This window comes from Vibrio sp. V10_P2A27P122, from assembly GCF_963874335.1.
GTDB lineage: Bacteria > Pseudomonadota > Gammaproteobacteria > Enterobacterales > Vibrionaceae > Vibrio > Vibrio anguillarum.
Genome location: NZ_CAWNHY010000001.1, coordinates 1 through 13,647, shown reverse-complemented (window position 1 = coordinate 13,647; position 13,647 = coordinate 1). Strand labels below are relative to the sequence as shown.

At 43.6% G+C, this 13,647-nt stretch carries 11 protein-coding genes; 3 read left to right on the top strand and 8 right to left on the bottom strand.

What is annotated here, in order from left to right:
• The coding region (locus AACQ17_RS00055; protein ID WP_094167791.1) for an ATP-binding protein at window positions 1–1,253 on the bottom strand (1,253 nt) is incomplete at its 3' end.
• Between the two features lie 8 nt (window positions 1,254–1,261).
• A complete protein-coding gene (locus tag AACQ17_RS00050) occupies window positions 1,262–2,680 on the bottom strand; it encodes an SLC13 family permease (protein WP_026028719.1) in 1,419 nt (472 codons plus the stop codon).
• Between the two features lie 404 nt (window positions 2,681–3,084).
• Here AACQ17_RS00050 and AACQ17_RS00045 point away from each other — a divergent pair, with 404 nt between their 5' ends.
• From AACQ17_RS00045 to AACQ17_RS00035, 3 genes are all read left to right on the top strand, one after another.
• On the top strand, window positions 3,085–4,716 hold the full coding sequence (locus tag AACQ17_RS00045; RefSeq protein WP_026027984.1) for a methyl-accepting chemotaxis protein: 1,632 nt from the start codon (window positions 3,085–3,087) through the stop codon (window positions 4,714–4,716).
• Between the two features lie 54 nt (window positions 4,717–4,770).
• Window positions 4,771–5,994, top strand: a complete 1,224-nt coding sequence (alr, locus tag AACQ17_RS00040) for an alanine racemase (RefSeq protein ID WP_094146824.1) — start codon at window positions 4,771–4,773, stop codon at window positions 5,992–5,994.
• Between the two features lie 142 nt (window positions 5,995–6,136).
• On the top strand, window positions 6,137–6,991 hold the full coding sequence (locus AACQ17_RS00035; protein WP_026028721.1) for an EamA family transporter: 855 nt from the start codon (window positions 6,137–6,139) through the stop codon (window positions 6,989–6,991).
• Between the two features lie 10 nt (window positions 6,992–7,001).
• Here the strand turns inward: AACQ17_RS00035 and AACQ17_RS00030 are convergent, their stop codons facing one another.
• The 6 genes from AACQ17_RS00030 to AACQ17_RS00005 all read right to left on the bottom strand — a co-directional run bounded on the left by AACQ17_RS00030 (window position 7,002) and on the right by AACQ17_RS00005 (window position 13,323).
• On the bottom strand, window positions 7,002–7,988 hold the full coding sequence (locus AACQ17_RS00030; protein ID WP_013856784.1) for a GGDEF domain-containing protein: 987 nt from the start codon (window positions 7,986–7,988) through the stop codon (window positions 7,002–7,004).
• 149 nt (window positions 7,989–8,137) lie between these two features.
• Complete coding sequence (locus AACQ17_RS00025) at window positions 8,138–8,611, bottom strand: DUF2947 domain-containing protein (protein WP_010320690.1); 474 nt, start codon at window positions 8,609–8,611, stop codon at window positions 8,138–8,140.
• 65 nt (window positions 8,612–8,676) lie between these two features.
• Window positions 8,677–9,258 (bottom strand): ribosomal protein S5-alanine N-acetyltransferase, encoded by a 582-nt coding sequence (gene rimJ, locus AACQ17_RS00020; RefSeq protein ID WP_013856783.1) that lies wholly within the window; start codon window positions 9,256–9,258, stop codon window positions 8,677–8,679.
• Window positions 9,255–10,799, bottom strand: coding sequence for a transcriptional regulator TyrR (gene tyrR / locus AACQ17_RS00015; protein WP_094147681.1), 1,545 nt, complete (start codon window positions 10,797–10,799; stop codon window positions 9,255–9,257). The genes rimJ and tyrR overlap by 4 nt, the downstream gene beginning before the upstream one ends.
• 122 nt (window positions 10,800–10,921) lie before the next feature.
• Entirely contained in the window at window positions 10,922–11,947 is a 1,026-nt protein-coding gene (locus AACQ17_RS00010; RefSeq protein WP_013856781.1) for a YcjF family protein, read from the bottom strand.
• Window positions 11,944–13,323 carry a YcjX family protein gene (locus AACQ17_RS00005; RefSeq protein ID WP_013856780.1) on the bottom strand — a complete coding sequence of 460 codons (1,380 nt, stop codon included), beginning with the start codon at window positions 13,321–13,323 and terminating at the stop codon, window positions 11,944–11,946. Before AACQ17_RS00005 ends, AACQ17_RS00010 begins: the two co-directional genes overlap by 4 nt.
• Window positions 13,324–13,647 lie beyond the last annotated feature (324 nt).

Sequence of the window (13,647 nt, the reverse complement as noted above, 5' to 3'; positions counted from 1 at the left end):
CCATACCCAGAAACAATGCGTTTCACTATTGATAACCCTAGTCCCAAACCAAACGACAACCCTCCTTTTTTGGTGGTGAAGCTTGGTTGGAATATTTTCCGTCTAGTGGCTTCGTTAATTTCAGGACCGTTATTAGCAATGGTTACCAATATACGTTGTTTACTTAATTTGGTTTGTATCTCTATCATTGGCTCTGCTATGTTAGCCATCGCATCACAGGCATTTTTGATGATGTTTACCCAAATTTGTACCAGCTCTGTCTGAGATCCTTTAAATAAGGGTAATGCAGCAGGCCTAATACGGACACTGACACGTCGTAAATCACTCTGTAATAGTGCCAATGCTCGATTGATCGTATCGTTAATATCGAACTCTTCATCTTGAGTAATTTCAGTTCGGCCCAGTTGTTTTACTGATTTAACAATGCCAACAGTATGTTTAGAGGCCAAACGTAAATCATGCAAGTCACGGCCCATTTGCCAATAACGGATAGCTAAATGTGGATTTTTCAGCCAGTGCGAAGATAAGTAGTCTTCTGGAACCGCTTTTGCTAAATCTCTTGCCACATTTTTAGGCAGGGCGTATTGCTTTTCGAAAAGAGCACCTCGCCTTCTAGCTTCGTTTGACGATACTTTCTGACCATACATCAAGCCAAAATCGAAAAAGAGGCTCGCTTCAGGATGAACCTCTTCGAGCAGCTCCATAAACAGTACTTCTAATCGCTCAGATTTGCTACTCACTACCCCGATGGCATTGTTCAATTCATGGGCAATGCCTGCCGCTAACTGGCCCAAGGTCGTCATTTGCTCAGCCGAATATAACCTTTCTAATGCTTTTTCTTTTGCCACTGATTCTTGAGTTGCGCGTCGTTGACGGCGGGATAATTCATTCACAATAACGGGGGTAAACTGGGCGGTTAAAGGTCCATATTGATCTTCTTCTAAGACGGCCGTAGTTCGGTCGATCCAGGCAAGCTCTACCGTAGATTCAGCCACCACTGTTGAAGAAGCTATCCATTCACCAGAAAAAAAACTGTGTACGCCAATAAAAGCACCTGCACCGGCTGAAAAAACTTTTATCGGTTTATCGCCTTTTTCGTTGTAATAGCCACTCAATTCTCCCGACCATACGAAATAGAGTCGATCATTATAACCTTCTTGCTCAATGACAATACTTCCCGAAGGCAGTTTCACCATCCGTTCAGGATGGCGAAAATAACGATCAATGAGTGCAACAAGTCTTTTATCCGACATAATGCTACCTAACCGATATGACCAACCGCATGAAGTAACCAAACCATAACAAAACTGAGCAGCACCCCTATCACACCGAGGACAACCCCTACTTTAGCCATTTGGTTACTTTGAACGTGCCCGGTAGCATGCGCCAACGCATTAGGTGGTGTACTGATAGGTAATGACATACCAAGTGATGCAGCAAAGGTAACCACGAGAATCAACGTGATTTCTCCACCTAATGGGGTAAGCGAAGTCATTGAAGCACCAAGCGCGGCCATAATCGGCATTAATAAGTTCGCGGTGGCGGTATGTGACATAAAATTGGCCATAATGAGACACAAAAATGCCGCACCAAATAAAACAACGTAAGGTGAATACTGTGCAAAAGGAATGCTGTTCACCACTAGTTGCGCTAACCCCGTTTTGTCTAATGCAAGTCCTAGCGCAATACCACCAGACACTAACCACAGCACATCCCAAGAAATTTTCTTTAGATCTTCTTTGTTGATGATGCCAGTAAGAGAAAAGACAGCCACGGGTATCAGTGCAACAGTATAAGAGTTCATACCATGGGTTGAGCCCATCAACCAAAGAAGAATGGTCAGAGCAAAGGTGACATACACAATAATGGCTTTTGGTGTTTTTAAAAATTTACCTTTAATGGTCAATTCAATTTTTTGTTGCTCTGCTTTAAACATGGCGCTAATCAATACCCATGCGAGTGCCATCATTATGATCACAAACGGCACCCCAAAGGCCATCCATTCACCAAAGGTAATTAAATTTTCACCGACCAGATATTTCAATGCGATCGCATTGGGAGGAGTACCTATTGGCGTACCTATACCGCCAATATTAGCGGCGACCGGAATACACAAAGCAAAAGCAATTCGCCCTGGATCTTTTGGGCCAAACACTGCGATGACTGGCGTTAAGATGGAAAGCATCATCGCTGTTGTTGCGGTATTGGACATAAACATCGAGAAGATACCAGTAATTAACATCAAGCCTAACATGACATACTTGGGATTCTGGCCAAATGGTTTGAGCAGCACTCGTGCAAGGTTGACATCCAAGCGATACTTAGTGGCGGCCATGGCTAAGAAAAAGCCACCCAAAAACAACATAATAATTGGGCTGGCAAACGTCGCCATGATATCAGTATGTTTTAGCAAGCCACCAAAATGAGCTTCTCCCTCAGCAAGCCTCATAAACCAGATACCTTTATCCGATACCATTAGGAGCTCTAGCACGATCACGACTACCGATGTGGCATAGATTGGGATCGGTTCAAATACCCAACAAAGAGCGGCGAGCAAAAAGATGGCAATCACTCGCTGCTGTATTACGGTCATCCCTTCAAAAGGGAAAGCGGTCATAGGCAACAATAAAATAAGTAATGGAACTAAAATAGGGATGATAAATTTTAAGTAAGGACGCACCATATAAACTCTTCCTGAGTACTCATAGAAACGATAATTAGAGGTGTACTTGAATCTCGAACAACGTTGCCATTATGTTACAGTTACTCAGCAAAAAGTTTGGTGTTAGATCAATGAACAACGATTACCACTAAGGCAAATACTCAGAATGAGGGGTCGCTTGCAAATCCTCTCACCACTCTTAGGTGTTAAACCAATAATCAACCACCCTCACATCATTAAAATTAATCAATCGTTTTATCTTTGCACAATCAAACATCTGCTACTTTAATAGTATAGGTATCGTCAATTTATAGATAACATGATAATATCCGCGACCAATTAGGATGTAGATCACATTGTCGGTAAATGGATGTTGTTCGCTCAAGCGACTTTTGACAAAAACAATCAAAGGTAACTCATTCATGTTTTTAAAAAATCTATCCATCAGACAGAAAATTGCAGGCTCATTTAGCCTCATCGCTTTAATCAACATCCTCTTCGCTTGGTTTTTATATAGCGAACTCCAAGAAGTTAAAAGTCAGTTGGTGAATTTTGCCGACGATACACTGCCCGCACTACAACACGTAGATTCAATGGGAGATAAACTCTCCTATTGGCGTCGTACGCAGTTTGCTTCCTTGCTCACCGATGATATAAACGAAGTGAAACAACGCCTAGTGACTAGCCGTCAATTACAACAAGAGGTTGATGCAGGTTTAAAACAGTATGGTAAAAGTGTTTGGCCAGGCGAAGAAGAGCAGACATTTAGAAAACTGATGAGTAACTGGGATAGTTATATAAACATTGTGACTCAGTTTAATCAGGCTTTAGAAAGCAATAATAAAAGCGATGCCCACAAACTACTGAATCAATCGCTTGAAACTTTCACGAAAATTGAAGCCGACATAAAAACGCTGATTGGCATCTTGCAAAAAGCAATGGATGGCAACAAAAGCTATATTCTTAAAGCAGTTGACACACTGAACACTTCATCAAGTATCAGTAATGTTTCCATTATCGTCGTCATGGTCATTATCACCCTCTTCTTGACTCGCATAATTTGTGGGCCTTTGCGTTTGGTTGTTGACCAAGCAAACGCGATTGCAGAAGGTAACTTAGCAAAACAGATCGATCGTAATGCTATTGGCAATGACGAATTAGGTGAACTTGCCGATGCCTCACAAAAGATGCAGAACAATTTACGTCAACTGATCGAAGAGATCATCTCCGCTGTAACACAACTAAGCAGTGCTGTGGAAGAGATGAGTCAAATCTCCAATATCTCAGCTCAAGGTATGAAAGAGCAGCAATATCAGATCACACAAGTCGCAACAGCGATGACGCAAATGAAAGCCGCAGTGGCCGATGTAGCACGCAACACGGAAGACTCAGCATCACAAGCAAGTAGTGCCAACACTAAAGCCAAAGAGGGTGCGACAGACAATGCCGCGATGGTGAGCTCCATTCAACAAGTGGCTACAATTATTGGTCAGGCTGGCGAAACCGTTGCAAATTTAGAACAACAATCCACACAAATTAACGTGGTACTTGACGTTATTCGTAACATCGCTGAGCAAACAAACCTATTGGCACTGAACGCTGCGATTGAAGCAGCCCGCGCTGGTGAATCTGGCCGAGGCTTTGCTGTTGTTGCCGATGAAGTGCGCACCCTTGCGGGAAGAACTCAAGCTTCAACTGGCGAAATCACAACCATTATTGAAAAATTACAAACCATGGCAGGCGAAGCAAAAGAAGCAACCGAACGTTCGCGCGTCAGCATTGACTCTTGCGTCGTTCAAGGAACCCACTCGCAGCAATTGATGGTTTCAATTGAAAACTCAGTAGCTCAAATTGCGGATATGGGAACACAAATCGCCAGCGCTTGTAGTGAACAAGATTCAGTTGCCGATGAACTAAGCCGCAACATTGAAAATATTCATACGGCGTCACAAGAAGTCGCGCAGGGTTCAGAACAAACGGCGCAAGCTTGCCACGAACTCAGTCAATTATCGGTCACATTGCAAGACGCAATGGGGCGTTTCAAACTTAACTAAAATAGAGTCAGCCCCTAACGGGGCTTTCTTGTTTTTACTTACCTAGGAGATAGAATGAATTTCAAAGCCTCTTTTCTTACACTGTCAATTGCCATGGCTTTACCCTCTTTTTCAGCGACTTCTGCACCTTTAAGCCTTAACGTCAGTGAGCCTTCTATACAAGAAATTCAGCAATCCAATACTTGGCTTGAGATCGATCTTGGCCAATTCAAACAAAATATTGAGCAGTTTAAGAGCCACATCAACAGCCAAACTAAAATTTGCGCCGTGATGAAGGCAGATGCTTACGGCAACGGTATTCGCGGTTTAATGCCAACTATTCTCGCGCAAGGGATCCCTTGTATCGCAATTACCAGTAATGCAGAGGCTAGAGCCGTACGTGAGAGCGGGTTTAAAGGCCAGTTGATGCGTGTTCGCTCTGCGAGCATTGATGAAATCGCACAAAGTGTCGAGTTCGATATCGAAGAGCTAATCGGTAGTAAAATACAAGCTGAGCAACTCGCTCAGCTAAGCCAGCAAAAAGGTAAAACGATAAGAGTACATTTGGCATTAAATGATGGTGGTATGGGACGTAATGGTATCGATATGTCAACCGATGCAGGAAAACAAGAATCGATTGCGATTGCTACTCAAAGTGGCATACAAATTGTTGGGATAATGACGCATTTCCCCAATTACAATCCAGACGAAATCCGCAGCAAGTTGGCCAGTTTTAATACCAATTCAGCTTGGTTGATTCAGCAAGCAAACCTAAAACGCGATGAACTGATTTTGCATGTTGCCAACTCCTACACTGCTCTCAATGTACCGGAAGCACAACTTGATATGGTACGTCCTGGCGGCGTCCTATATGGCGACTTACCAACTAACCCGGAATATCCGTCAATCGTCTCATTCAAAACACGTATTGCGTCATTGCATCATCTTCCTAAAGGAAGCACTGTTGGCTATGACAGTACATACCGCGTAACCAAAGAGAGTGTTTTGGCAAATCTGCCTGTTGGCTATTCAGATGGTTACCCAAGAAAAATGGGCAATCGCGGTGACGTATTGATTAACGGTCAACGAGCAAAGGTGGTTGGAGTAACTTCAATGAACACCACATTGGTTGACGTAACCGATGTGAAAGGCGTCCTTCCTAATCAGGAAGTCACCTTGTTTGGCGCGCAAAAGCAAGGCCGAATCACTGTCAGTGAGCTGGAAGAAAATGCAGAGCTCATATTCCCTGAACTGTATACGATTTGGGGAACGGCAAACCCTCGTTTCTACATCCACTAAGCCAAGCCCACTTATTTATCTTTTGGTCCGTGAGTGTTTTGCACTCACGGTATCCCCTTTTAATTCACCGCTCGTTGTTCCTATTAACCCCTTTATTTTTCAGGCATAATCGGCCCGTTCCTTTTATTTCATATGGATGCGCATGCGACCGATTAAATCTCCTATATTCTTGGCTGTGTTAACTCTACTCTTGGCCATGACCACCATTCAATCTGGCGCGTCACTAGCCAAACAGTTATTTCCTATTGTTGGCCCAGGTGGAACAATTGCACTGCGCGTTGGTCTCTCTGCATTAATACTGTTAATGATTTTTCGCCCATGGCAGTTACGACTTTCTCTTTCACAATGGCGCTCAATGATCATTTACGGAGCAAGCCTAGGTGGCATGCAACTGATGTTCTATTTTGCTATTGAACGAATTCCTCTTGGTATTGGGGTTGCGTTGGAGTTTTCTGGGCCATTACTCATTGCATTTCTCTCATCTAAACGCAAAAAAGATCTGATTTGGGTTGCGCTTGCTATTTTGGGCATTGTTTTTTTATTGCCCGATCTAACGGGTGTCGATGCACTTGATCCGATTGGCGTTGCACTGGCTTTAGCGGCCGGCGGATGCTGGGCAGCCTACATATGGTTTGGTCAAAGGGCGGGAAGTGTCGGTTCTGGAGGCGCAACCGTTGCGATAGGGATGACGATTGCGGCCCTGTTTGCGTTTCCAATCGGCGTTGTATTATCAGAGGCGTCTATTTTTACGTGGTCAATACTGCCTATGGCGTTATCTGTCGCGATTCTTTCAAGCGCGGTACCTTATTGCCTAGAAATGTCGGCTTTAAAGCGTTTGTCTACACAACACTTTAGTGTGTTAATGAGCTTAGAGCCCGCTATCGCCGCATTAGCTGGATTAATTATTCTTCAAGAACAATTAAGCTTAACGCAATGGATCGCCATTACGATGATCATCACTGCCTCAATGGGTAGCACGCTATCGGCGAAGAAATAAGGTGAACCGTTCAAAATAGTTCGGCACTACTGTCCCCCTCTTCGTTTTCAATGAATACACCGCTACGCAACAAGTCTTCATAACATTGTACTTGATTGCGGCCGTGGTTTTTGGCGAAGTAGAGTGCTTTGTCTGCTCTATCTAGAATCGTTGAGAGATATTCTCTTGGCGAGATAGAGCAGATACCAATGCTAAGCGTGATATGTTGAACCTGAGGAAAACGAAACTGCTCGATGTGCTGTCTAAACCTCTCGGTTCTGTTTAGCACGACCTCATACTCACTGGCAGGGAAAATAATGACGAACTCTTCTCCTCCAAACCGAAACAGTTGTTCTTGATTAAGAAAAAAATTCTGCATTTGCTGAGCCACCAAGAGCAAAACTTCATCGCCAATCAGATGGCCAAAATTATCATTGATCCGTTTAAAATGGTCGAGATCAATGATGGCAACCCAAGGCATCACTGAGCCTACTGTCGCCGTTTCAGGAAGCACATCAAAGCTAAGGCGCAACCTATCCTCTAACGTCCTTCGATTCAACAACCCTGTCAGTTTGTCACGCTCATTTTCATGCAATAATAAAACGTAATTTTGGTAAATTTTAACAAAGCCTTCAATGAGCATTCGATATTGTTTGGGCGGAACTTTTAGAATCAGAGACAACCTAGCAGAAAAACTATCGTTGATCGCAATAGGGTAAATGCAATGGTATCCGTTTGTACCTAAATCTTCTATTTTAGGCTCGATATCAGAATGGTTATGTTCATAACTTGGAACCGTCTCGCCCTCATATTCCCAGTTAATTTCAAATTTTCCAGGTATCCGGCTACAGATAGTAGCTTTTGCAATGACATAGGAATGAGGTCCAATGTAATGTTCTAAGCAGGCCGATTTCAGAGGCAACATCTCGACTAGAGCGCTGATGACACAATAACCCAATGACACCGCATTTTTCTGCCCCGTAATTTCAACAACAGACTGGAGAATTTTATCGTCCATGCGCCCTCCCGAACATATCTTATGATCAGTATAGGAAAGAATGGGTAGCGTGATGTTATAAAGTTTGTATCAATTAAATAACTTTCGAGTACTGTAGAACGAATAAAAAGCAGCCTAGGCTGCTTTTTATTCGTTTATTCGTTTATTCGTTACTTTCTATTACCCAATTTGACTTTGCCATTTGAACCAAACCATAACGCTTGAGCACGGCGACGCCCCAATAAAATTGGCCCATCATCGTAAAATAAGAAATTTTTCCAGTATTTTTTAAATACCGACCATTGGGTTTCGATAATATTGTACTTTTCATAACAAAAATAAACGGTCACGTCATTTTGCCAATCAATATGGGCCAAAATATCAACGGGTAATGATTCATCGTCACTTTCCCATTCTTTCATCCAACTGATTTCATTGATCCAACTGCCTGCTTTACGAGGCCAATCTTGAGAACTTAACCTCTCTGAATCTGGGCTTTGAGCACTGATATTTTCCAGCCAAAACTGAGCCGCTCTGGCTTGAGACATGGGTTTAATATGCACCAGATCTTGCTCAGGAACTGGCATTGATTGGTGAGTGAAAATCCATTTTCTTTGGTATTGATCCAAAGGCAAATACGACATTGAATTTCCTTAATGTTTTAGCTGACTTGTGAATATAGCCGCTTTACTTTTAAAACGATAACCCATTAGCTTGGGCGCCAATCAGCATTAATCAATGCTGTTAGGTTGTGATCTTCCCATTGGCCATCAATGAGCAAATAATTTTTAGCGTAACCTTCGGCCTGAAAGCCCATTTTCATCAACACCGCTTCACTGCGTTTGTTGATTGGCATATAACCAGCCATGATACGGTGTAGGTTTTGTACCTTAAACATGTAGTGGCACGCCATTTTTAATGCACGGCCCATGATGCCTTTACCTTGTGCATTCTTCGCTAACGAATAGCCGAGATTACAAGCATAAAATGGAAAGCGTGAGAGGTTACTAAACGAAATGGTGCCAAGCATGTCACCACTGTTAATATCGATGATGAGCAAATAATAGCCTAATTGCATTTTATGCAGCTCACCAAGTTTAATCAGCCGCTGTGCCCACCCGTGAGCCTCAAAAAACGCCGCTTCTCGCTTAGGTTCCCAAGGCCGTAAATGTTCACGATTACTCGTAAAATAGGCGGCGATCATCTCCGCATCTTCAAGTTTTGCGGTTCGCACTAAAATATCATTGTCCACTTCATACACTTGGGACAAGGTGCTGCATGACTGCATCAATTTTTCCTAATTCCGTAGTCGCGTAGCTTATTGGCGATAGAGGTGTGTGATACGTTTAAACGCTTAGCCAACTTACGGCTTGAAGGGAAAGACTGATATAAACGTTCCAAAATTTGAGATTCATACTCTTTCATGATGTCATCTAATGAGCCATCAAGATTGACATGGGTATTGCCAGTATGAACGGTTTCAAGCTGCGGCAGATGGAAGAGGTCCACTGTTAACTGATTATCAGACATCTCCGTTAGCGCCCTGAGCACCATGTTGTCCAACTGTCGTACGTTGCCTGGCCATTGGTAATGAGAGAGCTGATCCGCCAAATCTTCCGCTAGTAGTGGTTTGACCATACCCATTTTCTTAATGTGTTTCGCCACGAACAGCTCAAGCAATGGCTGAATGTCGTTAGACCGCTCACGCAAAGTAGGAATACGGAGAGTTAACACATTCAGACGATAAAAAAGATCTTCACGAAATGCGCCTGATTCGGCTAAATCTGCCAACTTGTGACGCGTCGAGGCAATCACACGAACATTAACATGAACTTCATGCTCCTCACCAACGCGGCGGAATGTACCATCTTGCAAGAAGCGCAGTAGTTTAATTTGTAAATGAGGGCTCATCTCCCCGATTTCATCGAGAAAAACGGTGCCGCCATTCGCCTGTTCAAAAATACCTTTATGGCCTTGTTGATGATTAAATGACCCTGGCGCATGACCAAACAACTCCGTTTCCGCAACATCATCCGGCATTGAAGCACAACTCAGAACTAAGAAAGGAAAGGAGGCACGGTGAGAGCGATTATGACAAGCCTTGGCCAACATCTCTTTACCCGTTCCGGTTTCGCCTTCTATAAGCAAAGGTTGATCAAGCATTGACAGCTTCTTAGCTTGGCTAATGAGCGCTTTATGGCGGTTAGAAACTCCGACAAAATGTTCAAAACCAAGATTATTGTGTAAGGGCAAAGCATCATCGACGCCGCCGCTAGGGCTTTTAGAACGAATCATCATCATGGTACTCGCCAAGGTGGATTCTTTCGACTCACCCGTAATATAAACAGGCATCATCTCCATCAGATAATCGAGACCATCGTGCACGATCTCCTCACGTTGTCGTGCTTTGTTGCCTTCAAGCCAGCGTGATAGGTTAAAGAAAGGTAATAATGCAGAAATCGGCTGCCCTATCACCTCTTTCTCTGTTTTGTTAAACAGCGATAACGCTGAATAGTTTGCCATATCAACAAACCCTTTCAGATCAATCGCCAGCACCGCATCAGGCACGTTGTTGAGTAATGAAATTAACTCGGTGTTATGCCGCTCCATGGGCATGAATTGAATTTTCCGAACATCTTTTACGCCAGAAATTCGGCGAATTTCAGCCATCAATTCACTGAATGTTTCAAAATCAATGTCAGGGCAGTTGAGGTAAATAATGCCGATGACATCGATTTCAATCCCACGCAAATCAATGTTTCTCGATGCAAGAATATCGAGCAGTTCTCGGGTTAGGCCGAGTCTATCTTCACAAGAGACTTCAAGACGCACTTAAAAATCCTAATAAAAAGTGTCAGGAAAAGTTGACAGTAGTTTCTATCAAGCCTTGTATGGCGTCAAGTTATCTCATGTTTTGAGGTTCACATTCGGGCATATTATTTGATAAATGTTGCTTATTTCACCGTAAGCGCGGCGATTCTTGCGACGATCTGTTTGCGAATCGCCCCTAATTTTACTTTTCTGTCTGGCTGCCATGCCATCGGCCTGAGCAGTGCCATGGCTTTCAAACCAAGACGAGCGGTCAATATTCCCACTCCTAAACCTTGCCCTGCCCGCGCGGATACCTTTCCGGCTAAATCCATAGAAAGGAGATCCATGCTGGCGTCGATGGCGAGTTCGCTGGCACCTGCCGCAGCCATATTAATCAATACGGACTTAAATAAAGAGAGACGAGACCAGTAACCCAATGGCACTCCATACAGTTTTGCCAGTTGATCAATCATAGTGAAATTACGCCATGCCACTAACAACATATCTGCGATGGCTAAAGGGCTAATTGCCACTAGTGCTGCCGCTTCTGTTGAATATTGTGAGACGATTTTGGTTGCTTGTTTATCTTGTTCACTCACCACCATAGCATCGTACATATCGAGTATTTCAGCATCGCTGTGTGAAGCATTAACGCTGTTTAACCAACGATCATAGGCTGGGCTTTCGGTTTTTATGCCACTTTGTTTAGCTAGAGCTTGGCAGAACGCGAGCCCATGACCAACGCTGTCGGTTTGCATAAGCTGTTCGCTTTGCTCTTGAATACTAAAATGATGGCGAAGTGCTCGTAACTTCCACAGCTCTTTGATTAAGGTACTTAAGCCTAACGATGCCAAACCAGCAATAAATCCCGCCCAGCCTAATGCTAACCAGTCCGCTGATTGAATCGCCGTGATAACTGAATCGATAGCTTGCCAACCGATTAAACCTGCAAAGCTTATAACTAATGCCGCAGCTCGCCATCTCCGACCTTGTGGTGGACGAATGATTTGCTCCAACTCTTTTTCCGCAGCACTCTCTTCATTGCTGATCGGCATTGGAATGAAGGCTTCATTATTTTGAAATTGCTGTTGAGCCGTAAGCTCTGGCGTACTCTTCTGTTGTGGTTCTAATTTTTGATTAAAGATTTGCTTGGTTTTTAAATCACTCATTTCAGCTTATCTCCAATTAAATATTCCAACGCTTTATCTAAACGGATATGAGGGCAAGGTTCATCACAGCTAAATGCTCTTGGTTTAAAACTGGTGAATTCAAACCCTTGATGCTGCCAATACTCTTTGTTAGGTAACTTTTTCGGCACATCACCGGGGAAAATGGTCAAAGTTTCGCCATTGAGCGTCACACCTTGTAAGGCTGGAATGGTGCGCTCACCGCTATCAATAAAACCCGCTTGTGTGGCCTGTATCGATGCCATACTGATGCAACTCATCTCAATATTCTCATAGGCGGCGCTTTGCCAAGCAGGATGAACCATCTGCTGCAGTAACGACACCAAATGCGGGTGTTGTTCAGGGGTGACATGATCCGCTTTGGTTGCGGCAAACAGCACTTTGTCTATCTTGGGTGCAAACAGACGCTTGAGTAAACCATTACGACCATAACGAAAGCTATGCATAATCTGTTCAAGCGCACGACGCATATCCAAAAAGGAGTCGTAGCCGTCATTGAGTGGAGATAAGCAATCGACTAACACAATCTGCCGATCAAACGTGGCAAAATAATTTTTGTAAAAAGCTTTCACAACCTTGTTTTGGTATTCTTCATAGCGTGCTTTTAACATGCTGTAATTACTATTGGGAGCCGGCTTGTCTTCACCGTACGGATTACGGCATGGGAAAAATTGCAGAACAGGCGCACCTTCTAGCTCTCCCGGCAACACAAAACGCCCCGGTTGCACCCAATGCAAACCGGCATTTTTACACGCGTGCAAATACTCCGTAAACAGCATCGACAGTGAAGTAAGCTTTTGCTCATTGGCGTCTTGTGTTACATCAAGTTTAGCTAACCCTTCAAGCCACGGCTCGGCTAATGAGGAACGTAGTTCACTTAGCGCTGAAAACTGCTGTTCTGACCACTGTTCATAGGTCATTTCGAGCAGAGGCAGATCCAACAGCCATTCCCCCGGATAGTCGATGATATCGAGATAAAGTGTGGCCGTGTGACCAAATAATTTTTTACTGCGCTTTTTAGGTTTGTATTTGATCGCTAGGCGAATCTCGCTGACGTCACGAGTGGGCACAGGCCAATGTGGCGGTTCGCTGTGTAACTGTGACATCGCTTCATCGTAAGCAAAGCGTGGAACCATTAAGTTAGTTTGAGGGACACGTTTTGCACCCACAATGCGTCGGTCACGCGTTGCGGAAAATAGCGGTAAATTATCATGGGTAGAGGTGTGCAGTAATTGGTTCACTAAGGAGGTAATAAAAGCCGTTTTCCCCGCTCGCGATAACCCCGTGACAGCAATTCGAACATGCGAATCTAATCCACGGTTAATTAAATCAGTCATTTCTCGACGAATGTGCTTCATTCACTCACTCCACTTCATTTGATGACGCTACTTTATGTGTATTCACCTTAATCAGAGATGAACAAAAAGCCCCTGACAAGAATCAGAGGCTTAGGCTTTTTTGGCCAAAAAATTCGCTGTTCTGTGTTGAGCCGCTCACATCGGCTCAATCATCTTCTATTAATTTATAAATCACAAACAATGCAGCCTCAAGCATCACCCATAACACGCAGGTGATTGTGACGTACTTATCATCGAAGATGCTGATGCCATGTAGAATAAGGTCATAGCCGAGGAAAACCCCAACCACAATAGCGATAATAATTTGTAATATTTTAATAAAAC